This window comes from Luteibacter yeojuensis (assembly GCF_011742875.1).
Lineage (GTDB): Bacteria > Pseudomonadota > Gammaproteobacteria > Xanthomonadales > Rhodanobacteraceae > Luteibacter > Luteibacter yeojuensis.
This window is the reverse complement of sequence record NZ_JAAQTL010000001.1, coordinates 876,278-901,619: the sequence shown is the minus strand read 5'-3', so window position 1 is coordinate 901,619 and position 25,342 is coordinate 876,278. Positions and strand designations below refer to the sequence as shown.

The window sequence follows — 25,342 nt, the reverse complement described above, 5'->3', positions numbered from 1 at the left end:
CCCTCGCCATGGCGGCGTCGATTCCAGGCGGCTCACCCGCCAGCCGCTTCTGCCATCGATCCGGCGTAATCGATCACCAGCGTCACGCGGCGATTCGGTTCGGCGCCGTCGCCCCATTTGTCGGGAAGCACCTGGCGGTTCCGCGCCTCCCCATAACTCACGGCGCGCACCTTGTCCGCCGTCAGGCCGCCGGTGGACACGAGGTAATCGCGCACCGCCTCCGCTCGTGCCTGGCCCAGGCGACGATTGAATGCGTTGCCGCCTGCCGGATCGGCAAATCCCTCGACGGTGACGATTGCCTCCGGGAAGTTACCCGATACCACCTTCGCGAAATCGTCCAGCAAGGGCTTGTCTTCCTCGCGGAGGGTGGAATCGTTGAATGCGAAGTGGGCCGCGGCATCCACGCGGATGCGGCCCTTCATCGCGGCGATCTTCGCGTCGTAGTCGGCGAAGCGCTGGCGCATCTGCTCGGTGAGACCGTCGATCTCCTGCTGCTGCTTCTGGTCGTTGGCACGCAGTTCGGCGACTGTCGAGTCGAAATCGGCCTTCTTGACGTATCCGTGGCAACCCGCAAGAGCCCCCATCAGCAGGCACGACGAAATCACGAAAACACGGCGATGACAACGCATGGCTAGTTCTCCTTTGATTGTTGGATGAACGAGGCTTCGTCGGATGCGTGAAACTCGGCGCATCGAGCCACGTGACCGGGGCGTTCCCAACCTGCCTGATGGATGCAACCCGGCGAACGGAAGCCGGCTGCCTACGTCCGCCACGATCGCGTCGGCCGGACCTGGACGGGGGCGATCATCCGTCGGGTCGTGGCCCGCCGCCTTGATCTGAATCAAGCCGGGGCGTCGCGGCGTCGGTGTCTGCATCCGGTGGACGCATCGCCTAACATGGCGCCCTGTCTCCTCCACGGATCCGGCTTCCGGCATCGGTCGACCGCGCATGACCCTACCAACGCAACAAGCCGCAACCGGCGAAGCTGGACGAGGGACGGTCCGGGAAGTCGCCGCTGCCTTCCTGAAACTGGGCATGTCGTCGTTCGGTGGCCCGATCGCCCACCTCGGTTACTTTCATCGCGAGTTCGTCGAGCGACGACGCTGGCTGGACGAACGGCATTACGGCCACCTCGTGGCGCTGTGCCAGTTCCTGCCGGGCCCGGCGAGCAGCCAGGTCGGCTTTTCCATCGGCCTGATCCGGGCCGGATGGCTGGGCGGGCTGGCGGCCTTCCTGTGCTTTACCCTGCCCTCGGCGCTGCTTCTGCTCGCTTTCGCCTCGTTGAGCGACCGCCTTCATGGACCGCTCGGGACGGCCGCCATCCATGGACTCAAACTCGTGGCGGTCGCCGTGGTCGCGCAAGGCGTGCACGCCATGGCCGGACGGCTCGCACCGGACAGGAACCGCGCCCTCCTCGCGGCCGCGGCCGCCGGGCTCGTCGTCGTGGGCAACAGCGCCCCCGTGCAGCTCGGCGTGGTGGCTGGCGGCGCCGTGCTCGGACTCGGGTTGTGCCGGAATGTCGAGCACGTGGCCGACGAAAGCTTTCCGCTGACCTATGGCAGGGGCGCGGCGAGCGTCATGCTTTTCGGCTTCGCCGTCCTGTTGCTGCTGGCGCTGTTCGCGTCGCCGCGATGGCCTGACCTGGTCCAGGTTGGCGCGGGCTTCTATCGCAGCGGCTCACTGGTCTTCGGCGGTGGCCACGTCGTGCTGCCGCTGCTGCAGCATGACGTCGTCGGTCGCGGATGGGTAAGCAACGATGCCTTCCTGGCCGGTTATGGTGCGGCGCAGGCCGTCCCGGGGCCGATGTTCAGTGTGGCAGCCTACCTGGGAGACCAGGTCCACGGCGGTCGCGGTGGGCTCGCCGGAGCCGGCGTGGGCCTTCTTGGAATCTTCCTCCCAGGCCTGCTGCTGGTGGCCGGTGCCCTGCCCCTGTGGCGTTCGCTCGCCCGCCGCGAGGCCGCGACCCGCATGCTGGCCGGCGTCAATGCCGCCGTGGTCGGGCTGCTTGCCGCGGCCCTGTACAACCCTGTCTGGATAAGCGCCGTGCGTTCGCCCCTCGATGTCGCGATCGCCCTGGTGGGATTCGCCATGCTTGCCGGCGCGCGCTGGTCGCCCCTCGCGGCGGTGTTCTGGTGCGTGACCGCGTCGATCGCGTCCACGCTCGCCGGCTGGACCGCCGTCGTCTGATTGATCTACGTCAACGCCACCCTCGGGCGCACCCGTTACAAGGGTTTCCTAGCCCCTGGGAGGAATGCGCCATGGCCACCGCATCGCGAACCGCGACGAAGAACGTACACGAGGCATCCATCGGCTGGCGAAACATCGGCTGCCTCGCCGCCCAGTTGAGTTGTGACAGCGCCGCCCTCGCGGCCGCGGCGACGCTCGCCGCCGCCGCGCACGCCAAGGTGAGCATCACCCAGTTGCTGCCCATGCCGGTCGACGCGGCGAATGCCTGGGCCCTCTCCATGGACCCGATCATCGCCGAGCGCCACGAGCGGATCCGCAGCGAGGCGCGACAGCAGGCGGACGACCTCCGCCATCGCCTGGCGTCCTATACCGTTCCGGGCGACATCGCCACCCTGGAAGCCGTCTTCGAAGAGCCCGCCGGCCTCGCCGCCATGGCCGCGCGCCGGACCGATCTCGCCGTGATCGGGAGGCCGTCCGGCTCGGTCACGGATGCCGCATACACCCATGCGCTCTTCGCGGGTCTCCTGCTCAACTCGGGACGGCCCGTCCTGGTCGTTCCCGAAGGGAGCAAGGTGACCCTTCCAATCCAGCACGCGGTAGTCGCATGGACGGATTCGCCGGAGGCCGTCCGCGCGATGCATGACGCCTTGCCGTTGCTGCTCAACGCCGCCACCGTCGACGTCATCGCCATCGATCCGCCCGCCACGCCCCTCGAAAGCACCGCCCATGCCGGCGAGGCCGCCGCCGACCTGCTCCGCGCGCATGGCGCGCAGGTGAACGTGCACCGGATTCGCGGCGAGGGACGCGCGACCAGCCGCGTGCTCCTCGATTACTGCCGGAACGCGAAGGCCGGATTGCTCGTGGCCGGCGGCTATGGGCATCCCCGCTGGCGCGAGTGGACGGTGGGAGGAACGACGCGCGAGCTCTTCTTCGAAACCACCCTGCCGACATTCTTCTCCCACTGACCACATACCGGTGGTGTTCCCATGTCCCCTAACTGGATACTGGTCTGCGATGCCGCACGGGCACGCCTGTTCGTAGCGTCCGACAGGAAAAGCGCATGGGCGGAAGTGGCCGGTTACGCCAATCCCGAACTCAGGGGCCCGGTCACGGCCCGCAACAGCGGGCGCACGGTGCCGCGTACGCAGGAGAGCGTCGGCTCCGCGAGGCACGTGATCGAGCCGCGCGAAAGCCGGAAGGATCGCAGTGCGCGCTCGTTCGCCCGCCATATCGCCGGCGAGTTGCAGGACGCGCGCGCGCATCGCCGTTATGCGCGGCTCTTCCTCGTGGCACCGCCCCGATTCCTCGGCGTGCTTTGCGACGAGCTTGGCGACCTGAAGGCGGCCGGCGTCGCCGGCACGCTCGGCAAGGATGTCGTGGGCTTGCAGGCCGAGACGCTGGCACAACATGTCCGCGCGGCGTTCCCGCGGGACTTCGCCATGGAGCCGAAGCGACCGGCCGCATGATGGCACCGCTCAGTCCAGCGGCTCCACGGCGTGTGTCTCGTCGAGGTGGAAGACTGCATCGAACTGGCGCGGCATGCGCGAGTACAGGTAGTGGCTCTGCATTTCGGTGTCGGGGAGGTAAAGCACGCCGATCGCCCGCTCCAGCAGCGGCCCGTCCAGTTGCGCGGCAGCGTCGCGTTCGAACGGCAGGTAGAAGGCCTCGAGCCCGCTTCGGTAGAAAAGGTGCTCGTAGCTCCCTTCGACGGCCTCGTTCACGCGCCTGCTTTCCGCTTCCCCGCCCCACTCCCACGCGGCCCTGACCGTTCCCGTGTAGGTCGTGAAACCCACGAGGCATACCGGTCCGGCCGTCGGCATCAGCCTCATCAGCTGGCCCAGGTTGTACTCGCCGCCCAGCGACATCTCGGTCGAGCGGGCATCCCCGACATGCGAGTTGTGCGCCCAGACGAGGACCCGCCCCGCGCGCCCCTGCGAGCGAAGATGCTTCTGCAAGGCCATCAGGGTCTGCGCCATGTGCGCATCGCGCATGTTCCAGCTGAGCGCGCGCGGACCGAACATCGCACGGTAATACGACTCGGCGTTTGCCACGACATGGGCGTTCCGCTCGGCGAAGAAGTAGGCATCCTCGGAATCCGGGGCACCGGCAGCCTTGTATTCGCCTTCGCGCCGTACCAGTTCCGCCAGGCGCTGCCTCACGGCCTCGCCGCAATCCGGCCGCAGCCCGCGCACGGCTTCGTATCCGTAGCGTTGCGGGTCGCGTACGTGATCGAGCGCGGCATACTGCCGCCGCGCAATCTCCGCCTGCTCGCTGTCGACGGTACCGAGATAGTCGATCACCGCGTCGGCGGAGCGGTAGAGGCTGTACATGTCCAGCCCGTAGAACCCGGCACGCTCCGCCTTCGGCCGCGACGCGTTGTGTGTGGCCAGCCAGTCGACGAAGGCCACCACAGCCGTGTTCCTCCACATCCAGCGGGGAAACCGCTCGAAGTCCCCGAGGCTCCCGGCCGCGTTGCCGTCGGCGCCACCGCTCCGGACATAGCGGTTGACCCGATAGCAGTCGGGCCAGTCGCCCTCGACGGCTACGGCGTCGAACTGCCGCTCGGCGATCAGCCGCCGGCTTATGGCGGCGCGCATGCGATAGAACTCGTCCGTTCCATGGGTCGCTTCCCCGAGCATCACGATCCGGCATCGGCCGGCGCGTTCGACGAGATCGTCGTAATCGGCGTCGGTACCCTCCAACACCGTGGCGCCGGAACGGATGCTTGCGACCTGCGCGTGTTCGTTCATCGGATGCCTGCATGCGCCGCGGGGGGACGGTGCGCCTCCCCACGGACAGCGGAGAGGCGCACGAAGCGTCTCAACTCACCTTCAGCTTCCGTGCGTTTCCGTTTTCCTTCTTGGGCAGCGAGAGGGTCAGGACACCGTTCTCGTAGTGCGCCTCGGCCTTCTCCGACGACACGGCGGCCGGCAGGGTGAACGCGCGGTATGCCTGACCGTAGGAACGCTCCGTCACGATCTCACGCTCGCCTTCCTTCTGGCGCGTCTCGCGTCGCACTTCGGCGGTGATCGCCACCTGGTTGTCGTTGATCGATATCTCGATGTCCTTCTTGTCCACGCCGGGGATATCCGCCTTGACCTTGTACGATCCGTCGCTTTCGGTCACGTCGATGCGCATGTCGGGCGCGATATCCGCGTGACCCCACGAGGTGCGGGGAAAGGTGCTGCGGAACAGGTCGTCGAAGTCGGGAAAGCGGTCGATGCCCGACAGCGTTTTGAGTGGATTCCAGCGAATCATGCTCGTCATGGTCGGTAACTCCTCTAGGGTTCTGGGGACGGCATCCCCGTCGGCATGGGTCGCCCAGGGGCTGCCTCCTCGAAATCTAGGCGATAGCGCGGCGGCACCTATTGACCGCGGTCAACCGGGGGCCAGCCAGCGGGCGAACCAGTCGCCTGCCATGGCAGCGACCTGATCCAGTGCGCCGGGCTCCTCGAACAGGTGCGTCGCGTTGGGCACGAGAAGCAGTTCGGCGACGCCCGGCAACGCCGCGAGTGCCTGGCGGTTGAGCGGTACGACCTGTGTGTCGGCACCGCCGACGATGAACAACGTCGGGGCCGCCACCTTCGCCAGCGCCACCGCTCCCGCGAGGTCGGGTCGCCCGCCACGGGAAACCAGCGCGCGGATGTCGTCCCGATGCGCGGCGACGGCGATCGCCGCGGCCGCGCCGGTACTCGCGCCGAAGAGACCGATGGGCATGTTCTTTACACGCGGCTCGTCGGCCAGGCTGTCCAGCACCGCGTCGAGTCGCCGGGCCAGCTTGGCGATGTTGAACCGCTCGGAGAACGCCGCGTCCTCGTCGGGACTCAACAAGTCGAACAGCAAGGTGGCGAAACCGAGATCCTCGAGCGAGCGCGCTACGTGCTTGTTCCGCGTGCTGCGTCGGCTGCTGCCGCTGCCGTGGACGAAGACGACACAACCCTTCGCATCCGATGGAACGCGCAGGTCGCCTTCCAGCACGATGCCGTCGACTGCGAAACGCATGGCGCTGGCGAAGGGCGCGGTCGCGGGGCGAACCGGGTTCCTCAGCAACCGGATCACTTCCGCGTCTTCCACCGCGGGGAAGGATAGGTAGTGTTCTCCCACCGACCGGAAGTGCCTCGGCACCGAAAGGCAGACCACCTCGTCGGCCAGTTCCCTGATCGATGGAAGGCGATCCGCCGACGCGACGGGGACGGCCGCCAGCAACCGCGCGGGACCATGCCGCCGGATGGCCGTCAACGCGGCGCGCATCGTGGCTCCCGTCGCCAGGCCATCGTCCACCACGACGACGACGCGTCCCTTGGGGTCGTGCGGGCTCCGATGCGGGCTGTAGAGCCGGCGTCTCTCCGCGATGCGCGCGAACTGCCGGGATGCCTCGCGGCGCACGTAGGCTTCGCTTACCCTCAGCTGGGTCGCATCCCCACTGATTTCCGCGTGACCGCTTTCGTCGATCGCGCCGATGGCGAATTCCTCGTTCCCCGGGGCGCCAATCTTGCGTACGAGCACGACATCGAGGTCGCCGTCCAGACGATCCGCGACGGCGCGAGCGATGACTACCCCGCCCCGGGGAATCCCGAGCACGAGCGGATGGGTCCCGCGCAGACCTGCAAGAGCGGCGGCGAGTTGCTCTCCCGCATCCGTCCTGTCGCGGAAGGTCACGTGCGTGGCAGGAAGCATGCGTCCTCCGAGAGAGGGGTGGCGAACGGTATGACCGCATGAGACCTCCACCCCGGCGCGTGCGTGTTGACGCCGGTCAACATGCCGGGCGATGGGCCCTCAGGGTGGCCCCGGGGCATCAGCGCTGCCAGATCACGAGCGGCAGTTCGGCGGGCAGAAACGCGTCGTCGTGCCAAGGGCGCAGGCGTACCGTGTAGTCGCTTGCGGGGCGGATCGCGGGGAGCGTCGCTTCGAACTCGTAACCGTGAATGGCACCGCTGATCGGTGCGCCGCCCTGCATCGGCACGCATTGCCGCGGCATGCCGTCGCGTTCGTCGGCGTACAGTTCCGCCCTCACCCATCCCAGCTGCACGCCGCCGAGGTAGGCCTGCGCACGGAATCGCCAGGCATGGCCGTCGAGGACCACCTCCACGTCGCCCAGCCTCGCCTCATGCCAATGCGCGGACACCTGCCCGGCCCACGATGCCAGTTCGTGGCGCTGTGCCCGCCGGCGCAGGCCGCGCGTCGCGGGAAGATAGAAATCCTCCAGGTAGTCGAGCAGCATCCGATTGCTGCTGAACCTCGGCGCGAGCCGCGACATGCTTGCCCGCATCCGCCTCACCCAACCCGCCGGCACCCCGTGCGCGTCGCGCTCGTAGAAACATGGGACGATCTCGTTCTCGAGCAGGCCATAAAGGCTCTCGGCGTCCTCCGCGTCGCCGCCCGGACCGGCGATCGCCCAACCGCAGGCGTCGTCATACGCTTCCGCCCACCAGCCGTCCAGCGTGGAGACGTTCAGTCCACCGTTGACGAGTGTCTTCATGCCGCTCGTACCGCAGGCCTCCCACGGTCTTCGGGGGGTGTTGAGCCATACGTCCACGCCCTGCACCAGACGTTGCGCGAGTGCAAGATCGTAGTCCTCGAGGAAGACGACGCGCCCTGCCACCTCCGGTCGCCGGGCGAATGCCACCCAGGCCTGCACCTGGCGCTTGCCCTCCGTATCGTCCGGATGGGCCTTGCCGGCGACGATCAGTTGCATGGGATGCGCGGGGTTCGTGAGCAGGCGGGCGAGGCGCTGGGGGTCGTGGAGCAGGAGGTTCATACGCTTGTACTCGGCGAAGCGCCGGGCCATGCCGAGCGTCAGCACGTTGGGGTCGAGCACGCCCTGCGCCGCCGTCCTATCCCTCTCGCCTTCGCCACGCAGACCAAGCTGCCGTTCCAGACGTTCGCGGACGTAACGAACCAGTTCGGCCCGTTGTCGCGCCGCGAGGTTCCACAGCATCGTGTCGTCGCATGCGACGAGGGCCGCTTCGAGGCAGGCCAGGTTTCCGCGCCAGCGGCTCTTGCCGCAGGTGACGGTCCAGAGCGTGTCCGCCGGCGCCGAATCCCATGAAGGCACGTGGACGCCATTGGTGACGTGGCGCACGGGCACTTCGGCGACCGGCCAGCGCGGATAGAGACCGGCGAAGAGCGTGCGGCTGACCTCGCCATGCAGCCGGCTTACCGCGCACGCCTGCGCGCAGCCGCGCAGGGCGAGATAGGTCATGTTGAACGGCTCGTTGTCGTTGGACGGGTCGGCGCGCCCCAGCGCGAGGAGATCGTGGAGGGACAGCTTGCAGTCGGCGAGGAGACCCTGGGCGTACTTCTCCACCAGCGCGGGAGCGAACGCATCGAATCCCGCGGCGACGGGCGTGTGCGTCGTGAAGATGTTCCCGGGCCGGGTCGCCCACCATGCATCGCGGAACGAGACCGAGCGCTCGTGCATGCATTGCCTGGCGCGCTCCAGCACGGCCAGCGCCGCATGGCCTTCGTTGAGGTGCGCCACGGCATCCTGCTTGCCGAGCATGGCCAGAAGGCGCCAGCCGCCCACCCCAAGCACCAGTTCCTGCAACAGGCGCAGTTCGGTGCCGCCGCCGTAGAGCTTTGCCGTGACGCCCCGGTCGACGGGGCCGTTGAGCACATGGTTGCCGTCGAGCAGGTAAAGGGTCGCTCGTCCCACCTGTGCCTGCCACACGCGCAAGCGGAGCGTTCGACCCGGCAACGGCACCTCCACTTCCCGCCACACGCCCTCCGTGTCCACGGATGGCTGGATGGGCAGGCTTGCCGGATCGTTGTATGGAAAGGCTTCGCGCTGGTTTCCCGTCGCATCGATCGTCTGCCGGAAATAGCCTTCCTGATAGAGCAGGCCGATGCCGGTCATAGGGACACCGAGGTCGCTGGCGGTCTTCAGGTAATCGCCGGCCAGCACGCCAAGCCCGCCCGCGTACAGCGGCAGTGCCTCGCTCAAGCCGAACTCCATGCTGAAGAACGCAACCCCGGCCGGCATGTCGCCGGGCCAGAGCGAGGCGTACAGGCCGGGTGCGTCGAGGTATTCCTGACGATCGCCCGCCGCCGCGGCCAGGCGTTCGCGGAAGGCCGTGTCGCCGCTCAATTGTTCGAGCCGGGCCTGCGGCACGTTCTGCAGGACCACCCACGGGTTATGCGTCGCATCCCACAATTCGGCGTCGACCTCTCGCCATAAGCCGTCCACGGCGTGGTTCCATGTCCAGCGAAGATCGAGCGCCAGTTCGGTAAGAGCCTCGAGTCCGGCGGGCGGTGCGCGTGGCGGTGTCCGGTACATGCGGCTTCACTCGGCGGCGGTGGCGGCGCCGGTCATGGTCGTTTCATCCGTCGACGCGGGTGTTGACCGAGATCAAACGGTGCCGGGGATGCCGATGTTTCCATGTCCGCCACGACCCTGCGACGGCATGCGCGTGGCACCTTTCGTTCTTACCGCCGGGACACCGAAGCCCCTGGGCGCGCACTGGGACGGCCGTGGCGTGAACCTTTCCGTCTTCACGCGCCATGCCCGGCGCGTGGAGTGGTGCCTGTTCGATTCCACGGGCCAGCACGAGCTCGCGCGATTGCCTTTGTCGGCGCGCGACGGCGACGTCTGGCACGGCTACCTCGAAGGCGCCGCGCCCGGCCTCGTCTACGGCTTGCGCGTGCACGGGCCTTACGATCCGGCAAATGGTCATCGCTTCAACCCGAACAAGCTGCTCATCGACCCTTACGCCAGAGCCTTGCACGGAAGCTTCCAATGGACAGACGCCGTCTACGGCTATGTGCGGGGTCCATCCGCCGGAACGGGCATCGCCGATGCGCGCGACAGCGCGCCCTTCGTGCCGAAGTGCGTGCTGACCGCGCCCCTGCCCGCGGCACGGGCCCGCCCTGCCCGGCCACGCACTCCGTGGACGGAGACGGTGATCTACGAGATGCACGTGAAGGGCCAGACCATGCGCCATCCCGGCATACCGGCGGACATCCGCGGCACGATAGCGGCCCTGGCGGATCCGAACCTCATCGCGTACTGGCGCGAGCTCGGCATGACCGCGCTCGAATGGATGCCGATCGCCAGCTTCCTCGATGAAGAAGACGTGGCAAGACACGGACTGACCGACTACTGGGGTTACAACCCCATCGCCCCGCTGGCCGTGCACACCCCCTATCTCGCCTCGGGACATGTCGAAGAGATCGTGGACACCATCGACCGGCTGCATGCGGCCGGGCTGGAAGTGATCCTCGACATCGTCCTCAACCACACGGCGGAAGGCGGCGCGAACGGCCCGACGCTGAGCTTGCGCGGCCTGGATAACGCCACCTATTACCAGCTCAGGAAGGATGACGCCGAGGCATACGTCGACGATTCCGGCTGCGGCAACACCGTCGATCCGGGAGAGCCGGCCGTGATCGCGCTCTTTCATGCCGCGCTGCGATACTGGGCCTGCGAGATCGGCGTGGACGGCTTCCGCTTCGACCTCGCCCCACTGCTGGGACGCTGGGAAACAGGCCGGTTCGACGCGAACGCCGCGCTATGGCGAACCATAGCGGCCGATCCGGAACTGCGCGACATCAAGCTGATCGCCGAACCGTGGGACGCCTCGACCCGCGGCAGCGCACTCGGGGCGTTCCCCACGCCCATCCGCGAATGGAACGGCCGTTACCGTGACGATATCCGCCGGTTCTGGCGCGGCGATGCCCGCACGCGCGGGGCGCTGGCGACCCGCTTCGCCGGATCGAGCGACATCTTCGGTCATGCTGGACGGACGCCGGGCATGGGGGTCAATTTCGTCACCTGCCACGACGGCTTCACCCTTGCGGACCTCACCGCGTATGCCGTCAAGCACAACGAGGCGAATCCCTACGGAGGCGAGGATGGAAGCAGGGACAACCTGAGTGCCAACGGCGGCGTCGAAGGGCCGACCCGCGATGCCGGCGTGCTCGCGGCGAGGCGCCGGCGATGTCGGGCCATGCTCGGCACGCTCGCCTTGTCGCGCGGGGTCCCCATGTTCCTCGCGGGCGACGAACTTTCGCGTACGCAGCTGGGCAACAACAACGCGTTCTGCCAGGACAATGCCATGAGCTGGCTCGACTGGAGCGCCTTGGGCGATCCCGCGCGCGATCTGCGTGCCTGGATCGCCGACGCGCTGAGCCTGCGCCGCAGGCTGCGCTGCCTCCGCCTCGACGCCTTCTACATGGGCACGTCGCCCAGCGATGTTGCGGACGACAGGGACTTACGCTGGTTCGAGCCCGACGGACGCGAAATGGACGACGCGGCCTGGGAAGACGGCGTGCAGCGAGGACTGGCCATTCTCGTCTCGGGGCCGTCGATGCCCGGGAAACCCCGCGATCGCCTGTTCCTGGCGCTCAATCCCGGCCACGCGACGCTGCCATTCAGTCTGCCGGCGCCGCGCGGGATACGCGCCTGGCGCATCGTGCTCGACAGCGACGACGACACCGGGGCGACGCGTGGCAGGGTCGTGCCATGCGGTAGCCCGGTCGATGTCGTGCCGGGCGGATGGCTCGCCTTCGAGTGCGAGTCCTGACGGCACTAGCGGGCGGTATAGCCCCCGTCGACGACGAACTCGGCCCCCGTGATGAACGAGGCCTCGTCCGAGGCGAGGAACACGGCGCACCAGGCGATTTCGTCGGGCGTTCCGAGCCGCCCCAGGGGATGCAGGGCGGCGATGGCCTGGAATCCCTCGGCCTCCTCGACATCCATGCCCGCCACGTAGCCTTCCACCATGGGTGTGCGAATGAAGCCCGGGTGGATCGAGTTGACCCGGATCCTGTCCTTCGCGTAGAGCAAGGCATCCGTCTTCGTCATCAGGCGCACGGCCCCCTTCGACGCATGGTACGGCGGCACGTCGGCCGCGCCCACCAGACCATAGATGGACGAGAGATTGATGATGCTGCCGCCGCCGGCCTCCCGCATCGGGGCGATCGCGTGCTTCACCCCGAAGAACACGCCCTTCACGTTGATGCGCTGCACGCGGTCCCACTCGTCCTCCGTGAGTTCGTGAGTGGGTTTGTCGGTGCCTGCGATGCCCGCGTTGTTGACCAGGATGTCGAGTCGTCCATACATCGATCGCGCGTGCTGGATGGCGCCGGCGACCTCGGCTTCCCGTCCGACATCGGTATGGACGAAATCGATCCGGCCGCCGTCGGGAAGCGCATGGATGGCATCCGGACGACATATGTCCGCCACGACGACATCGGCCCCTTCCGCGGCCATGCGCCGCGCGCATGCCGCACCGATGCCCATCGAACCGCCCGTGACCACCGCGACCTTTCCCTTCAAGCGATGCATGACCCACCTCCCGTGTCCGAGGGCGCCAGCATGATCGCGTCCGGTGCCCGCTCCCTTGATCTGTATCAATGACAACGGCATGGGCAGCGCGCGCCGGCTCGGCGTGACCTGGATCAATATCGGCATGTCGCGCTCTGCTAGAAAAAAAGTTCCTTTCAGCGGAGAACCGCCATGAACGACATGCAGCTGCGCCAGAACATCATCGAGGAACTCGACTTCGAGCCGGGGATCGATTCGCGCGGCATCGGCGTATCGGTCGCGGGTGGCGTCGTCACTCTCAGCGGGCACGTTCCCAGCTATTCGCAGAAAGTGGATGCGGAAAAGGCCGTCTGGCGCATCAAGGGCGTGAAAGCCCTTGCACAGGAGATCGAGGTGCGGCTCGCCGAGAGTGCGAAGGTCAACGACGACGAGATCGCCACGCGCGCCGCCAGGATCCTCGCGTGGAGCAGTTCCGTTCCCACGGACGCCATCCGGGTGAAGGTATCGCGCGGATGGGTCACCCTGACCGGCACCGTCGACTGGCACTTCCAGCGCTTTGCCGCGGAGGCGGCGGTACGGCGGCTGTCGGGCATCCATGGCGTGATCAACAACGTGGAGATCAGGCAGACGCTCAAATCCGAGAACGTGCGCGACAAGATCAAGGAAGCGCTCCGTCGCCACGTCGATGGGGAAACCGCGCGCATCCGCATCGACGTCGTGCCGCCGGGCGACGTCACCCTGGAGGGAGACGTGGGCGATTACGAGGAGCGCCGCGCGATCGAGCGTGCCGCCTGGGCGGTACCGGGGGTGCGCGCAGTGCACGACAACCTGCACATCGAATGGCGCGCCGACTAGCGCCGTTTCGGTCAGCTTCGAGCGAGCGCGTCAGGGCTCAGAACCGCCGCGCCGCAAAGCCGGCCATCACGAAGATCCGACAGCGCCTCGTTAGCCTTTTCAAGAGGATACGTGGTGCTGTTGGCGTGGATTCTGGAACGTTCGGGCGCCGCGAAGTAGCTCCTGGCGTCGCTTCGCGTGAGGTTGGCCACCGACAGCAGTTCCCGCTCCTCCCACAGGAGCCGGTATGGGAACGAGGGGATGTCGGACATGTGGATGCCCCCGCAGACGACACGGCCTCCCTTGCGCACGGCTCGCAGCGCGAGCGGTACGAGGTCGCCCGCCGGGGCAAAGAGGATGGCGGCGTCCAGCGGTTCGGGCGGCAGCGCATCCGCGTCGCCCGCCCAGCAGGCGCCCTGGGCCAGCGCAAACGCCTGGTGTTCGTCGTCGCCGGCGCGGGTGAACGCATACACCTTCCGTCCCTGGCCGACCGCCACCTGCGTCAGCAGGTGCGCGGCGGCACCGAAACCGTAGAAACCCAACGCGCGCCCCTCGCCGGCTTTCTTCAACGCGCGCCAGCCGATGAGGCCCGCGCACATCAGCGGCGCGGTCGCGACCGGGTCGTCGCGCAAGGCCAGCGGGACACAGAATGCGGCACGCGCCAGGATGTGGGTGGCGAACCCGCCGGGACGGGTGTAGCCCGTAAACTCCGGCGCATCGCAAAGATTTTCCATATCCATCAGACAGTAACGGCACTTTCCGCAGGTGCTTCCGAGCCAGCAGACCCCGGCCCTCTGGCCCACCTGAAGTCCCGTATCGGCCGATCCGAGCGCCTCGACGATCCCCACCACCTCGTGGCCCGGCGTGACCGGCGGGCGGACGCCGGGCAGCTCGCCGTCGACGACGTGCAGATCCGTACGGCAGACCCCGCAGGCCTCCACGCGCAACAGCACCTCGCCCGGACCGGGGACAGGCGTGGCGAATTCGCGGAGCGCCAGCGGTTGTCCGACGCGCTCAAGGACCATGGCGTGCATTCGATCCTCCCGACGGCATGACTCGTCATCTCACTTCATTGTCCACCACAAGGTCGCGGCGAAGGCGGCCAGCACGGCGAGGGTGCCGGGTGCGACGCGCAGTGCATACGTTTTCCCGCCTTTGGCATAGGCGAGCACGCATTTGAAGGCGGCGCTGGAAGCATAGGCGATGAGCACGCACGCGGCGGCGAGCGTCGGGTCGATCTGACCGCTCGCCACCCCTTGCGCGGCCGCGGCGGCCGCGGCGTGGATATCGGCGATCCCCGAGGGAACCATCAGCCACGGGAGACTGCCGCTTCCCAGCCACGCGCGGACGATCGCCGTGAGCAGGAGCACGCCGGCAAGGACGAAGACGAACTGGAGCACACTTCCCGGCCTGAAAGGCCGGGAGCCGGCGAGCCGGGTCGGCACGGCCGTCGCGTCCGCCCGCCATGCCGCGACGGCGGCCCAGCAGGCCGCCGTCAGGCCGGCCGCGAGCAAGGGATACGCCAGGCGCGAGAGCAGGTCCGGCGCAAGCGATCCCACGACGACGGCCATTTGCGCCAGGCTTCCCACGTTGGCGAGGATCGCCGCGCCCGCCGCGATCGTCGTCAGCGACGGATCTTCCCTCGCCCGCTCTCCCATCGCGAGTACCGTCGCCGTGCTCGACGCGAATCCTCCGGCCAGACCGGCGATCGCCAGTCCGAATCGCGCACCGAACGTCCGCAGCACGAGGTAGCCGGCGGATGCGATGCTCATGACCGCGACCACGAGCCACCACAGTCGGCGGGGATTGATGCTGTCCCACGGGTCCACCGTGACGTCGGGCAGCAGCGGGAGCACGACGAAGGCGGACACCGCGAGGATCAGCAGGTCGTGCAGCTCGCGCTCCGACAGCCATTGGCGTGCGAAGCGATGCAGGCGCGCCCGGCTCGCGAGGATGGTGGCGACCACGACGCCGAGGCCCGCGGCGAGGACCGTCGACGAAGCCGCCAGCACGCCGAGAAGGAAGGTCGTCAGCATCGCCACTTCGGTCGTGAGTCCCGGCGGGGTGCCGTTGCCGCCGGGGGCGCTTCCGTCCCCGCGGTTCCGCAGGTAACCGGCCGTGACCACCAAGGCCAGGAAGAAGCCCGCCACACCGATGGCCGTCGTGCCGATGAGCGCGGCGACCACCCCCGCGAGACCGAGCATGCTGAAGGTCCTGACGCCTGCCGGCGCGGCGCTGGGATGGCGTCCCTTCGCGCGCTCGCGCTCCAGCCCGATCAGGAGTCCCACCCCCAGCCCCACCCCCAGCGCGGTGACATGCGGTGCGATGGAAAGGATGCCGATATCCGATGGCATCAGCGTTCCGATGACTCGTTCGCCGGACCGGCCGGCAAACCGCGCCGGTGCGCCGTGGCGAGGAGGCATGTGGCCGCGATGCTCCCGAGGGTCGCCATCAGCATGTCTTTCTGCGCGTCCCACACGTCACCCTGCGTGCCGAGGTAGGCCTGGCCGAGGTCGCCACCGAACAGGAGCGCGGCGCCCCACTCGACGAGTTCGTAAAGCATCGAATGGGACATCACGAAGCTCACCGGAAAGATCCACCGCCATAACCCGCGGGGCGCGGCGCGGCGGGCGAATAGTTCGAGAACGGCCGGCATGACGAGGAACCCGTATGCGAAATGGAGCATCCGGTCGTAGTGGTTCCGCGATCCGCCGGCCGGGCCGTCCAGCATCGACGATAGCCACTGGGGATACGGCACGAGCGAATACGTGTAGTGGGCGCCGACCTCATGCAGGCAGAGGAATGCGAACAGCGCCACATAGCTCAGCGAGGAAAAACGCAGGCGGCGATACCCGAAGACGAACAGCGGAATCGCTACCGCCACCAGCGCGTTTTCGAGCAACCAGTCGCCGCGGTCGGTTGGCGACCAACCCGACCAGACGATGACCGCCAGCGTCGCGACAAGGAGGAAGGCCGGCAGCCCCCGTGAGGCTCGCCTTGTCGCCCGGCCGGGCCGCGCAGCGGCGGATGGGACGTCGTTCCGGGGAAGCGACAGGCTTGAGGGCACGACGGTATTTCCTTTCGCGATCTGGATGCATCAGACCGCCGCCGGGGGAGGCGCGCATTGACGGGGATCAAGATGCCCGACCCGGAGCTATCGAGAATGGAAGTCGCCCCCGCAGCGGAGACGTGGCGATGCTCGAGTTCCTGGTCGACGTCCGTTCGGACGAACGCGACACCGCCCACCTGCGCTTCGCGTTCGACCTCGCCAGACGCTTCGGCGCGCACCTCACCGGCATGCAGGTCATCGCGCTCGATGCGAGCGTCATCGCCCTACCCGAGCCGTTGCTCGTGCTGGAGGACGAGGAGAACGTCGCGCACGAACGCCACGGCTGGTGGGCCAGCGCATGCCGCAGTCGCGGCATCGACGGCACCTGGGAGGTGCGGCGCGGCGTGCACAGGCGCGTGCTGGTCCGGCGGGCCAGTCTTTGCGACGTGCTGATAGGGCGGCTTCACGTGCCGGGATCGGGCATTCCGGCGGGTACCGGCCTCCTGGCCCGCGTGCTGATGTCGCGGGTGTCGCCGATGATCCTCGTTCCCGACGAGGCCGCGCCGTCCGCCATGCGGCGCATCCTGGTCGCATGGAATGGCTCGGCGGTGTCGGCCCGGGCCATCCGCGCGGCGCTGCCGTTCCTTTCGCGTGCGCGGAACATCACGATCCTCGCCGGCGACCGGGAGGGCCGCCCGCGCCGGGACGACGCCGACCTCCTCCTCCGCGCCTGGCTCCAGCGCCATGCGCTGGTCGGCGACTGGATCGAAATGGCGGGCAAGGCCGCGCCGGCGGAGGCCATCGCCGGATGCGCGGAAACCACCCGCGCCGATGCCGTGGTCATGGGCGCGTGGGGACGGTCCCGCCTGCGCGAGATGGCGCTCGGGGGCACCACGCGTCACATGCTCGCGCATGGCCGCGTGCCGATATTCCTCTCGGCCTGACGAACGAAGGAGCGTCCCGTGACGGTACGACGCCCCGACCAGCCCGAGCGGCTCGAAGGCCTGAGCGACGCGGAAGCGTCCCGCAGGCTTCGCCAGGACGGTCCGAACGCGCTTCCCGACCGGCGTGCGCTCGGATGGATGCGCCTGCTCTGGAACATCGTGACGGAACCGATGTTCGTGATGCTGCTGATCGCGACCGCCATCTATGCCGCCATCGGCGACGCCGGCGAGGCCGCCCTCCTCCTCGGCTCGGTGGCCATCGTCATGCTGATCACGGTCGTGCAGGAGTTTCGTACCCAGGGCGCCTTGCGTGCCTTGCGCGAACTGGCCGCGCCGGCGGCCCATGTCGTGCGCGAAGGCGTCGAACGTTCGCTGCCGGCGACGGACATCGTCCGCGGGGATGTGCTCGTGCTGCGGGAGGGCGACCGCGTACCCGCCGACGGGGTCCTCCTGGACGACGTCGTCATGCTCGACGAGTCGCTGCTAACGGGAGAGGCGGCCGCCGTCAGACACACGCCCTCCGCACGCTGCGACATCAAGGCGGGAACGCTCGTCGTCGCCGGACATGGCCACATGGAAACGACGGCGACGGGAAGCGCGACCGCCCTGGGCATGATCGGCGTGTCGTTGGCATCGTCGGAAGAGACGCCGTCGCCACTGCAGCGCAAGGCGGCGCGCGCCATCCGCGTACTCGCGCTGATCGCCATGGCGTTCGCCGCGGCGGTGGCATGCCTTGGCTGGGGGTGGAGCGGACTGGACCCGTTGGATGCGGCGCTCGCGGGCATCGCGCTCGCCATGGCCATCCTCCCGGAAGAAGTGCCGGTCGTGCTGACGGTGTTCTATGCCCTGGGCGCCCGCCGCATCGCCCGGCGAGACGTACTCACCCGGCGGCTCGCCGCGGTCGAGACGATGGGCGCCGTTTCCGTGCTCGCCGTGGACAAAACGGGAACGCTGACGCAGAACAGGATGGCGCTGGCCAGGTTGATGGATGCGACCGGACGCGTCCACGATGCGGGCGGCGTGCTCGAAGACAGCGCCCTGGACGTGTTGCACGCGGCCTGGGAAGCGACGGCGCCCTCGTCGATGGACCCCACCGACGCCGCCGTGCGCGCACTCGCGGAAGCGGTCCCTCGCCTGGCGGGCGCGGGTGCGGCGGCCGCGCCCGCCCTGCGCGAGTTCCCGCTTGGCGACGGCCGCATGTTCGTCTCCCGCGTCGTCGCGGTCGCCGGCCAGGCAGCGTGGCACCTTGCCACCAAGGGGGCCATCGAGGACGTGCTGCCCCTGTGTCGGCTTGACAGGGACGTGGCCGCCGGGCTCGCCGCCAAGGCAATGGACCTCGCCGGCGAGGGATATCGCGTGCTGGCCGTGGCCCGCTCCGCTCCGACATCCGGCGCGCCGCCGGCGGATCCCTCCGTCGAGCCGCATACGCTGGTCGGCATGATCGCGCTCGCGGATCCCTTGCGCACCGACGTGCCGGCCGCGATGGCGGAATGCCGCGCGGCCGGTATACGGGTGCTGATGCTGACCGGCGACCACCCGGCCACCGCGGCCGCCATCGCGCGGCAGGCCGGCCTGCGCGGCGAGAACCTGCTCACCGGGGCCGAGATCGCCGGTCTGGGCGACGCCGCCCTGGACGCCCGCCTGCGCGATGTCGACGCCTGCGCGCGCGTCCTGCCCGCGCAGAAACTGAGGCTCGTCCGCTCCCTCCAGAGGCAGGGACACGTCGTGGGCATGACCGGCGACGGAGTGAACGACGCCCCTGCCCTGCGCGCGGCGGACGTTGGCGTGGCGATGGGCGCACGGGGCAGCGACGTGGCGCGCGAGTCGGCCGACCTCATCCTCCTCAACGACAGCTTCGCCTCGCTGGTCATGTCGATCCGGCTGGGGCGCAGGATCTACGACAACGTGCACGGGGCGGTCCGGTTCATCTCCGCGGCGCATGTGCCCATCGTGATCCTCGCGCTCGTGCCGCTCCTCATGCAGCGATCGCCGCTGCTGCTGCCGGCGCAGATCGTCCTGCTGGAGATGATCATCGATCCGGCCTGCTCCATCGTCTTCGAAGCGACGCCCGCGGCGGAGAATGTCATGCGCAGGCCGCCCCGCTCGATCGACGATTCGCCCTTCGGGGCGGCGATCCTGGCGCGAGGCCTGGTCGACGGCGCGGGCGCCGGCGCGGTCCTTGCGCTGGCTTATGTCGCGCTCGTGCTGGCGGCCGTGCCCGCCGCGGAAGCGGCACTGACGGTGTTCCTCAGCCTGTTCGCGTGCGTCGTGGCGTTCGTCGTCGCCGGACAACGCAGCGTGGTCGATCGGATCGTGGGCACGCCATGGACGTATGCCTTGCTGCTTTTCGCGGCCGCGGTCGTCATGGCGGTCGCCTTCCTGCCGGGCGTGCACGACCTCATGGGCTTCGCGGAACCCGGCTGGAGCACCGCCTTCGTTCCGCCGGCCTGCGTGCTCCTGACCATCGCGTGGCTGCGCTGGCCAGTGGCCGCGATGGCGATCCAACGCCGGTGGCGGTCCACGGTCCATGCCGACCATTTCAGATACCGGCCCTCGCCGGTTACTCCACGGAGACCGATCCATGAAGATCCTGATAGCTATCGACGGTAGCGCCACGTCGCTGCGTGCGCTGCGGTTCGTGCTGCGCCACCAGGTTCCCGCCGAAGGTGCGCAGCTGACGCTGATCCACGTGGACGCGCCGCTCAACGGGCATATCGCCAGTTACCTGGACGAAGCCTCGATGGCGGCGTACCACGCTCGCAACGGCAGCGCCGCCATGCGCCGTGCGCGAACCGTCCTGCGCGAGGCGGATGTCCCCCACGGGGAGGTCTTCCGGATCGGCGACGCCGCGGATGAGATCGCCTCCGTCGCCGGGCGCGGCCGGTTCGACATGATCGCCATGGGTTCGCACGGTCGCGGCGCGGTCGGATCGGTCCTCCTGGGATCGGTGGTCCGCAAGGTGCTCGAGCGCTCGAAAGTGCCTGTCGTCGTCGTGCGCTGACCGGGACTCGCCATGTCACCGCAAAGCACCGGAACCACCGCCGACGACGGCCCGCGCCACCCGCGCTTTCGCTTCCTGTTGTCGCGTTGCCGCGATCGCCCGAAGCTGCCCATGGGCGTGATCTATCCCTGTAGCGCCGTCTCGCTCGAAGGCGCGCTGGATGCCGCCTCGCAGGGCTTGATCGAGCCGTGGTTGTTCGGACCCGAGCGGCATATCAGGGAACTTGCCGACCGCCTCGGCCGCGGGCTCGAAGGCGTGACTGTCCGCGATGCACCCGATCCGCGAAGCGCGGCGAGGGCCGCGGCGCTCGCCGGGCGCCATGGAGACATCGCCGCACTGATGAAGGGAGACATGCATACGGCGGATCTCCTGCATGTCCTGCTCGATCGGGACCAGGGCCTGCGAGGGCCGGGGCGGATGACCCACGCCTTCGCGATCGATACGCCCGCCTATGCGCATCCGCTGATCGTCAGCGATGCCGCCATCCACGTGAGCCCAGGGCTCGAGGAAAAACGCGAGATATGCCAGAACGCCATTGGACTCGCGAAGGCCATCGGTATCGAACATCGGCGGGTGGCGGTACTGGCCGCCGTCGAAACCTTGCACGCGTCCATGCCGGCGACGATCCACGCCGCGGCGCTCTCGAAAATGGCCGAGCGCGGCCAGATCGTCGACGCCGACGTGGACGGACCGCTCGCCCTCGACAACGCCATGAGCCATGTGGCGGCACGCCTGAAGCACATCGATGCGCAGGTGGCGGGGCGAGCCAATATCCTGATCGCCCCCGACCTGGAATCCGGAAACATGTTGGCGAAGGCGATGGTATTGCTGGCCGACGGCATCGCGGCCGGCATCGTGCTCGGGGCGTCTCTTCCGATCGCCCTCACCAGCCGGGCCGATACGGCGCCGGCGCGGGTGGCGTCCGCCGCCATGGCCATCCTGGTCGCGACGGACACCGAACCCGGTACGGCGTGAGGCGGTTGCGCGCCTCCCGGCGGCGCTACGGCAAGGACAGGACGGCGGCAGGCTTTCCGAACGCCGTCGGCCTCGCCATGAATGCGTGCAGGCGCTGGAGGACCGCCGATTCCAGGCCGTGCTGTGCTGGCGCCGCGCCGACGGGGAACGATCCACTCAGGTCGAAAAGGACCCTGCCGCGGCACCACACCAGCCCTTCGAAATCGACCACGCGTTCGGAAACGTAGGCTGTCAGGAGCGCCGTCGCGGTCTCGCCGGCCGGACCAGCCAGTTCCAGACGGTAGTACGTCCGGACGCATGCCGGCTGGGCGAATGCCCAGGACGGCGGCTTGTCATCGAGTGGGCTTACCAGCGACACGGTCTCGGGCGTTCGGGCAGGTGGCGACAGTGTGCATCCGCCCGGAGACCGATGGCGGACTGAGAATGTTTCGCACTTTCGTCTGGCGGAGCGCTTGCCGGGAGACGGATCCTCATCTTTAATGGGCATAGCGTCCGCACACGAGCGGCGCAACACGGCGAGGAACATCCTCATGGCGGCTGGGGAAGCAGGCGACAGGCTTTTGATCGTCGACGACGAAGCCGACGTCACGCTCCTTCTTTCCCGGTATTTCTCCTCGCAGGGTTTCCGGGTGACTACCGCTTGCGACGGTCATGAGATGCGCCGCGCGCTGGCCGCACAGCCTGTCGACCTGGTCCTGCTCGACCTCGGTCTCCCGGACGAGGACGGATTTGCCATCACCCGCTACCTGCGCGAGCAATGGCGCGGGCCCGTGGTGATCGTCACCGGTCGCGGCGAGGCCGTGGATCGCATCGTGGGCCTCGAACTGGGCGCCGACGACTACGTGACCAAGCCCTTCGACCTGCGCGAACTGCTCGCCCGCGTGCGCAGTGTCCTCCGCCGCAGCCGCGCAACCGGCAACCCGGTGTCGCAGGCGCCGAACCGGCTCGCCTTCGACCGCTACGTCCTGGACGTGCAGTCCCACACCCTCGTGGACAGCGAGCAAAACCCCGTGGAGCTGACCGGCGGCGAGTTCGTCCTGCTCCGTACACTGGTCGAACACCCCAACCAGGTGATGACCCGCGACCAGCTGATGAACCATGTGCACGGCCGGGAAGCCGGGCCTTTCGATCGCGCCATCGACGTGCAGGTGGGGCGCTTGCGCCGCAAGATCGAACCCGACCCTTCGCGGCCGAGGCTGATCAAGTCCGTACGCGGAACGGGTTACCTGTTCACGCCGACGGTCAGACGGCCATGACGCCAGGGCCGGACCGCTTCGCCGATGCGACGCTGTTCAAGGCGCTGTTCGAAACCGCGCCGGACGCGATGGTGGTAGTGGATCGGACCGGCATCATCGTCCTGGCCAATCCGCGGGCGGAGTCGCTCTTCGGTTACGCCCCGGGCATGCTCGCGGGCCAGATGATCGAGGTGCTTCTCCCCGATCAGCTGCGCGCCCTGCATGTCGCGCATCGCACGAACTACATGGACAGCCCTCGCGTCCGGCCCATGGGTGCCGGATACGAACTGACCGGCGTGCGTGCGGACGGATCGCCCTTCCCCGTCGAGATCGGCCTCAGTCCCATCGCCGCGAAACCGGGTTCGCTGTTCGCCGCGTCGATCCGCGACATCTCCGAAACACAGCGTGCCCGGCAAGCGCTCGCGCGCAGCCGCTACGACGCCGCCCTCGCGGACATCAGCCGCCGGATCCTCGTCGCTCCCAGTCACGAGACCGCGCTCGCCGAGGTCCCGGCATTGATCGCGTCGGCCCTCAGCGCGCCCGCGGTGGCCATCCTGCTGACGGACCCGCATCGCGACAAGCCCCGCATCACCGCCTCCTGGGGACTCGACCCGGCCTTCAGGGACAGGCTGTCGCAAGCCACCTGGTTGCCGATGCTGGATCCGCGCAGCCGCGAGAGGATGAACGCGGGCGAGGTCGTGGCATTCCCCGTGCTCGATGCGTCGCCCTCGACGCATGCCGTGGTGACCACGCTTCCGGACCGGCGCACGCCGGCCGGTTACGTGGTCGCCTGGTTGCCTCCGGGCAATGGCAGCGACCGCGACAGGCACCACTTCGTCGGCGCCGTGGCCAACGTGCTGTCGGGAGCCATCCAGCGGGGGCGCGCGGACGAGCAACTGGCCCATGCGCAACGCCTGGACGCCCTCGGCCAGCTCACCGGAGGTATCGCGCACGATTTCAACAACCTGCTGACGATCATTTCCGGGAACCTCCAGCTGTTGGAAATGGCCGGACCCAAGGACGCCGCCACCGTCGAAATGGTCGCCAGTGCCTCGCGGGCGGTCGAGCGTGGATCGGCCCTCACGCGCAAGCTGTTGGGTTTCTCGCGACGGCAGCGCCTTACTCCTCGCGCGGTGCGGCCCGAACTGCTCCTGGCCGATCTCAGCGACATGCTCGCCCGCACGCTCGGCGAACAGATCCAGGTGATGGCGAGCTGTGGGGACGCGTTGCCGGCGGTGTTCGCCGACCCGGGCGAACTCGAGGCCGCGCTCATCAACCTTGCATTGAACGCGCGCGACGCCATGCCCGACGGGGGCAAGTTGATCATCTCGGCGCGCGCGCTCGAGATCCAGGTCGACGAGGAAGTCCAACCCGGATCCTATGTCGCGTTCTCGGTGGTCGACTCCGGCGTGGGAATGCTGCCGGAGGTGAGCGCTCACGCTTTCGAGCCGTTCTTCACCACCAAGGATCCGGGCAAAGGCAGCGGACTGGGTCTCAGCATGGTCTACGGTTTCGTGAAGCAGTCGGGAGGCCGGCTGATCCTGGAAAGCGAAGCCGGCGTGGGCACGCGGATCGAGATGGTGCTGCCTGTGGCCCAGGAACCTGCGATGACGGCACCCGCGCCTGCGCATGTCGCCGTGGGCGGCGCGAGCGTCCTGGTGGTGGAAGACGAAGCCGAAGTCCGTCGCATCGCCGCGTCCTTCCTGCGAACCGCGGGCTACGTGCCCGTGGAAGCGGCCGACGCCGCCGCCGCGCGCGAGGCGTTCGACAGCCACCCCGAGATCGAGATGCTGTTCACCGACGTGGTGCTCGGCTCGGGCGACTCCGGCATCGAACTGGCCCGCCAGCTGCAGGAGCTGCGTCCGACGCTGAAGGTGCTCCTCACCTCCGGCTACGAATACGGATCGAGGGGCGATGAGCCCGCCGACGATCCCATCTTCCCGTTGCTGCGCAAACCCTATCGCCGCGACGAACTCATCGCCGCCTGGCATCGGGTGCTCGCGCGGACCTGATCAGGCGGCGGCAGCCACGCCGCGCAGGCCCTGCGCATCCAGCACATGCACTTCCCGGCGCTGCACGCTGATGAAGTGCCGCTCCGCGAGGTGCGACAAGGCGCGGCTCACCGTTTCGTGCTTGATGGCCAGGAAGCTGGCGATGTCCAGCCGGCTCATGCGCAGGATGAAGTGCTTCGCGCTATAGCCCATCCGCGCCTGCCTGGCGGCGATGTCGATCAGGAAGGCCGCCACCCGCGGCTCGGCCGCCAGCGTGGACAACAGGAGCATCCAGCCGCGATCGCAGCGGATCTCCGCGGCGAGCGCCGCGTGGATCTGTTCCTGCAGCCCGGGGACATGGACCGCCGCCTTCATGACGGCCGGATACGGCAGTTCCCAACTCTCGCTGTCTTCGAGCGCCACGGCATCGCAGGCGTACGAACCGAGGCCGATCGAATCCACGCCGACCAGTTCGCCGCGCATCTTGAACGCCGTGACCCTTTCACGCCCGTCGTCGGCCAGCCCGCAGGTCTTGTACGAACCGACCTGGATCAGGTGCAGTGCGCGGAACGGCTGGCCGGCACGGAACAGGTGCTGGCCGGCCCGATGCTTCCGCCGGATGGCTGGCAGGTGGCTTTGCAGCAGATCGATGTCCAGCGACCCTGCCGCCGATGGAGTCGTCGGCCATGCCGTCCAGGGAAGCGAAGGGGTGGACTGCGGGTCGATGCTTGTTCGCATGGTGACGTCTCCCTGGACGCGATCGTTCGCGGTGGTATGAAGGTAGGCGCCTCGGGTGACGGGAGGTGTTCGGGACGGAAACGGTTCGTAACGATCTGTAACAGCGCGGCATCTACGCCGGGTG

The 25,342-nt window shown here is 68.4% G+C and carries 22 protein-coding genes; 11 read left to right on the top strand and 11 right to left on the bottom strand.

What is annotated here, in order from left to right; translation table 11 throughout:
* Window positions 1-32: 32 nt before the first annotated feature.
* A complete protein-coding gene (locus HBF32_RS04020; RefSeq protein WP_166698334.1) occupies window positions 33-629 on the bottom strand; it encodes an OmpA family protein in 597 nt (198 codons plus the stop codon).
* A 319-nt stretch (window positions 630-948) separates the two neighbouring features.
* On the opposite strand from HBF32_RS04020, the gene chrA reads away from it, so the two are divergent.
* From chrA to HBF32_RS04005, 3 genes are all read left to right on the top strand, one after another.
* Window positions 949-2,187, top strand: a complete 1,239-nt coding sequence (gene chrA, locus HBF32_RS04015; RefSeq protein WP_166698333.1) for a chromate efflux transporter — start codon at window positions 949-951, stop codon at window positions 2,185-2,187.
* 71 nt (window positions 2,188-2,258) lie between these two features.
* Window positions 2,259-3,152, top strand: a complete 894-nt coding sequence (locus HBF32_RS04010) for a universal stress protein (protein WP_166698332.1) — start codon at window positions 2,259-2,261, stop codon at window positions 3,150-3,152.
* Window positions 3,153-3,173: 21 nt separating this feature from the next.
* Window positions 3,174-3,653 carry a host attachment protein gene (locus tag HBF32_RS04005; RefSeq protein ID WP_166698331.1) on the top strand — a complete coding sequence of 160 codons (480 nt, stop codon included), beginning with the start codon at window positions 3,174-3,176 and terminating at the stop codon, window positions 3,651-3,653.
* Window positions 3,654-3,662: 9 nt separating this feature from the next.
* Here the strand turns inward: HBF32_RS04005 and HBF32_RS04000 are convergent, their stop codons facing one another.
* The 4 genes from HBF32_RS04000 to glgP form a co-directional block, all read right to left on the bottom strand.
* The gene (locus HBF32_RS04000; protein ID WP_166698330.1) at window positions 3,663-4,937 is read right to left on the bottom strand and encodes an erythromycin esterase family protein; all 1,275 of its coding nucleotides are present in this window, start codon (window positions 4,935-4,937) and stop codon (window positions 3,663-3,665) included.
* Between the two features lie 70 nt (window positions 4,938-5,007).
* Complete coding sequence (locus HBF32_RS03995) at window positions 5,008-5,454, bottom strand: Hsp20/alpha crystallin family protein (protein ID WP_166698329.1); 447 nt, start codon at window positions 5,452-5,454, stop codon at window positions 5,008-5,010.
* 111 nt (window positions 5,455-5,565) lie between these two features.
* Window positions 5,566-6,864, bottom strand: a complete 1,299-nt coding sequence (locus HBF32_RS03990; RefSeq protein WP_166698328.1) for a phosphoribosyltransferase family protein — start codon at window positions 6,862-6,864, stop codon at window positions 5,566-5,568.
* A gap of 118 nt (window positions 6,865-6,982) precedes the next feature.
* Window positions 6,983-9,463 (bottom strand): alpha-glucan family phosphorylase, encoded by a 2,481-nt coding sequence (gene glgP / locus HBF32_RS03985; protein ID WP_166698327.1) that lies wholly within the window; start codon window positions 9,461-9,463, stop codon window positions 6,983-6,985.
* 133 nt (window positions 9,464-9,596) lie between these two features.
* Between glgP and glgX the strand changes: the two genes are divergently transcribed.
* Window positions 9,597-11,708, top strand: coding sequence for a glycogen debranching protein GlgX (glgX, locus tag HBF32_RS03980; RefSeq protein WP_166698326.1), 2,112 nt, complete (start codon window positions 9,597-9,599; stop codon window positions 11,706-11,708).
* A 5-nt stretch (window positions 11,709-11,713) separates the two neighbouring features.
* Here the strand turns inward: glgX and HBF32_RS03975 are convergent, their stop codons facing one another.
* On the bottom strand, window positions 11,714-12,472 hold the full coding sequence (locus HBF32_RS03975) for an SDR family NAD(P)-dependent oxidoreductase (RefSeq protein ID WP_166698325.1): 759 nt from the start codon (window positions 12,470-12,472) through the stop codon (window positions 11,714-11,716).
* A 171-nt stretch (window positions 12,473-12,643) separates the two neighbouring features.
* Between HBF32_RS03975 and HBF32_RS03970 the strand changes: the two genes are divergently transcribed.
* Complete coding sequence (locus tag HBF32_RS03970; RefSeq protein WP_166698324.1) at window positions 12,644-13,306, top strand: BON domain-containing protein; 663 nt, start codon at window positions 12,644-12,646, stop codon at window positions 13,304-13,306.
* A gap of 11 nt (window positions 13,307-13,317) precedes the next feature.
* On the opposite strand, the gene HBF32_RS03965 is transcribed toward HBF32_RS03970, so the two are convergent.
* Genes HBF32_RS03965 through HBF32_RS03955 form a run of 3 tightly spaced genes read right to left on the bottom strand, consistent with a single transcriptional unit; the run spans window position 13,318 to window position 16,352 of the window.
* Window positions 13,318-14,319 (bottom strand): zinc-dependent alcohol dehydrogenase family protein, encoded by a 1,002-nt coding sequence (locus HBF32_RS03965; RefSeq protein WP_166698323.1) that lies wholly within the window; start codon window positions 14,317-14,319, stop codon window positions 13,318-13,320.
* Window positions 14,320-14,349: 30 nt separating this feature from the next.
* On the bottom strand, window positions 14,350-15,639 hold the full coding sequence (locus tag HBF32_RS03960) for an MgtC/SapB family protein (RefSeq protein ID WP_166698322.1): 1,290 nt from the start codon (window positions 15,637-15,639) through the stop codon (window positions 14,350-14,352).
* The gene (locus HBF32_RS03955) at window positions 15,639-16,352 is read right to left on the bottom strand and encodes a DUF2238 domain-containing protein (protein WP_338039729.1); all 714 of its coding nucleotides are present in this window, start codon (window positions 16,350-16,352) and stop codon (window positions 15,639-15,641) included. Before HBF32_RS03955 ends, HBF32_RS03960 begins: the two co-directional genes overlap by 1 nt.
* Before the next feature lie 128 nt (window positions 16,353-16,480).
* Here HBF32_RS03955 and HBF32_RS03950 point away from each other — a divergent pair, with 128 nt between their 5' ends.
* Genes HBF32_RS03950 through HBF32_RS03935 form a run of 4 tightly spaced genes read left to right on the top strand, consistent with a single transcriptional unit; the run spans window position 16,481 to window position 21,254 of the window.
* Window positions 16,481-17,278 (top strand): universal stress protein, encoded by a 798-nt coding sequence (locus HBF32_RS03950; protein WP_166698321.1) that lies wholly within the window; start codon window positions 16,481-16,483, stop codon window positions 17,276-17,278.
* Window positions 17,279-17,296: 18 nt separating this feature from the next.
* Window positions 17,297-19,888, top strand: a complete 2,592-nt coding sequence (locus HBF32_RS03945) for an HAD-IC family P-type ATPase (RefSeq protein ID WP_166698320.1) — start codon at window positions 17,297-17,299, stop codon at window positions 19,886-19,888.
* Entirely contained in the window at window positions 19,860-20,279 is a 420-nt protein-coding gene (locus HBF32_RS03940) for a universal stress protein (RefSeq protein WP_166698319.1), read from the top strand. The genes HBF32_RS03945 and HBF32_RS03940 overlap by 29 nt, the downstream gene beginning before the upstream one ends.
* 12 nt (window positions 20,280-20,291) lie before the next feature.
* Window positions 20,292-21,254 carry a bifunctional enoyl-CoA hydratase/phosphate acetyltransferase gene (locus HBF32_RS03935; protein WP_166698318.1) on the top strand — a complete coding sequence of 321 codons (963 nt, stop codon included), beginning with the start codon at window positions 20,292-20,294 and terminating at the stop codon, window positions 21,252-21,254.
* Window positions 21,255-21,279: 25 nt separating this feature from the next.
* Here HBF32_RS03935 and HBF32_RS03930 read toward each other — a convergent pair whose 3' ends face one another.
* A complete protein-coding gene (locus HBF32_RS03930) occupies window positions 21,280-21,612 on the bottom strand; it encodes a hypothetical protein (RefSeq protein ID WP_166698317.1) in 333 nt (110 codons plus the stop codon).
* 172 nt (window positions 21,613-21,784) lie between these two features.
* Here HBF32_RS03930 and HBF32_RS03925 point away from each other — a divergent pair, with 172 nt between their 5' ends.
* Together HBF32_RS03925 and HBF32_RS03920 are read left to right on the top strand one after the other, a co-directional pair.
* Complete coding sequence (locus HBF32_RS03925) at window positions 21,785-22,510, top strand: response regulator (RefSeq protein ID WP_166698316.1); 726 nt, start codon at window positions 21,785-21,787, stop codon at window positions 22,508-22,510.
* The gene (locus HBF32_RS03920; RefSeq protein ID WP_166698315.1) at window positions 22,507-24,501 is read left to right on the top strand and encodes a PAS domain-containing hybrid sensor histidine kinase/response regulator; all 1,995 of its coding nucleotides are present in this window, start codon (window positions 22,507-22,509) and stop codon (window positions 24,499-24,501) included. Before HBF32_RS03925 ends, HBF32_RS03920 begins: the two co-directional genes overlap by 4 nt.
* Here the strand turns inward: HBF32_RS03920 and HBF32_RS03915 are convergent, their stop codons facing one another.
* Window positions 24,502-25,218, bottom strand: coding sequence for a Crp/Fnr family transcriptional regulator (locus HBF32_RS03915; protein ID WP_166698314.1), 717 nt, complete (start codon window positions 25,216-25,218; stop codon window positions 24,502-24,504).
* Between the last annotated feature and the right edge of the window lie 124 nt (window positions 25,219-25,342).

What these genes read in the sequence shown, in the direction of transcription:
- HBF32_RS04020 (WP_166698334.1), bottom strand. Translation starts at nt 629, where the DNA reads ATGCGTTGTCATCGCCGTGTTTTCGTGATTTCGTCGTGCCTGCTGATG.
- chrA (WP_166698333.1), top strand. Translation starts at nt 949, where the DNA reads ATGACCCTACCAACGCAACAAGCCGCAACCGGCGAAGCTGGACGAGGG.
- HBF32_RS04010 (WP_166698332.1), top strand. Translation starts at nt 2,259, where the DNA reads ATGGCCACCGCATCGCGAACCGCGACGAAGAACGTACACGAGGCATCC.
- HBF32_RS04005 (WP_166698331.1), top strand. Translation starts at nt 3,174, where the DNA reads ATGTCCCCTAACTGGATACTGGTCTGCGATGCCGCACGGGCACGCCTG.
- HBF32_RS04000 (WP_166698330.1), bottom strand. Translation starts at nt 4,937, where the DNA reads ATGAACGAACACGCGCAGGTCGCAAGCATCCGTTCCGGCGCCACGGTG.
- HBF32_RS03995 (WP_166698329.1), bottom strand. Translation starts at nt 5,454, where the DNA reads ATGACGAGCATGATTCGCTGGAATCCACTCAAAACGCTGTCGGGCATC.
- HBF32_RS03990 (WP_166698328.1), bottom strand. Translation starts at nt 6,864, where the DNA reads ATGCTTCCTGCCACGCACGTGACCTTCCGCGACAGGACGGATGCGGGA.
- glgP (WP_166698327.1), bottom strand. Translation starts at nt 9,463, where the DNA reads ATGTACCGGACACCGCCACGCGCACCGCCCGCCGGACTCGAGGCTCTT.
- HBF32_RS03975 (WP_166698325.1), bottom strand. Translation starts at nt 12,472, where the DNA reads ATGCATCGCTTGAAGGGAAAGGTCGCGGTGGTCACGGGCGGTTCGATG.
- HBF32_RS03970 (WP_166698324.1), top strand. Translation starts at nt 12,644, where the DNA reads ATGAACGACATGCAGCTGCGCCAGAACATCATCGAGGAACTCGACTTC.
- HBF32_RS03965 (WP_166698323.1), bottom strand. Translation starts at nt 14,319, where the DNA reads ATGCACGCCATGGTCCTTGAGCGCGTCGGACAACCGCTGGCGCTCCGC.
- HBF32_RS03960 (WP_166698322.1), bottom strand. Translation starts at nt 15,639, where the DNA reads ATGCCATCGGATATCGGCATCCTTTCCATCGCACCGCATGTCACCGCG.
- HBF32_RS03950 (WP_166698321.1), top strand. Translation starts at nt 16,481, where the DNA reads ATGCTCGAGTTCCTGGTCGACGTCCGTTCGGACGAACGCGACACCGCC.
- HBF32_RS03940 (WP_166698319.1), top strand. Translation starts at nt 19,860, where the DNA reads ATGAAGATCCTGATAGCTATCGACGGTAGCGCCACGTCGCTGCGTGCG.
- HBF32_RS03935 (WP_166698318.1), top strand. Translation starts at nt 20,292, where the DNA reads ATGTCACCGCAAAGCACCGGAACCACCGCCGACGACGGCCCGCGCCAC.
- HBF32_RS03925 (WP_166698316.1), top strand. Translation starts at nt 21,785, where the DNA reads ATGGCGGCTGGGGAAGCAGGCGACAGGCTTTTGATCGTCGACGACGAA.
- HBF32_RS03920 (WP_166698315.1), top strand. Translation starts at nt 22,507, where the DNA reads ATGACGCCAGGGCCGGACCGCTTCGCCGATGCGACGCTGTTCAAGGCG.
- HBF32_RS03915 (WP_166698314.1), bottom strand. Translation starts at nt 25,218, where the DNA reads ATGCGAACAAGCATCGACCCGCAGTCCACCCCTTCGCTTCCCTGGACG.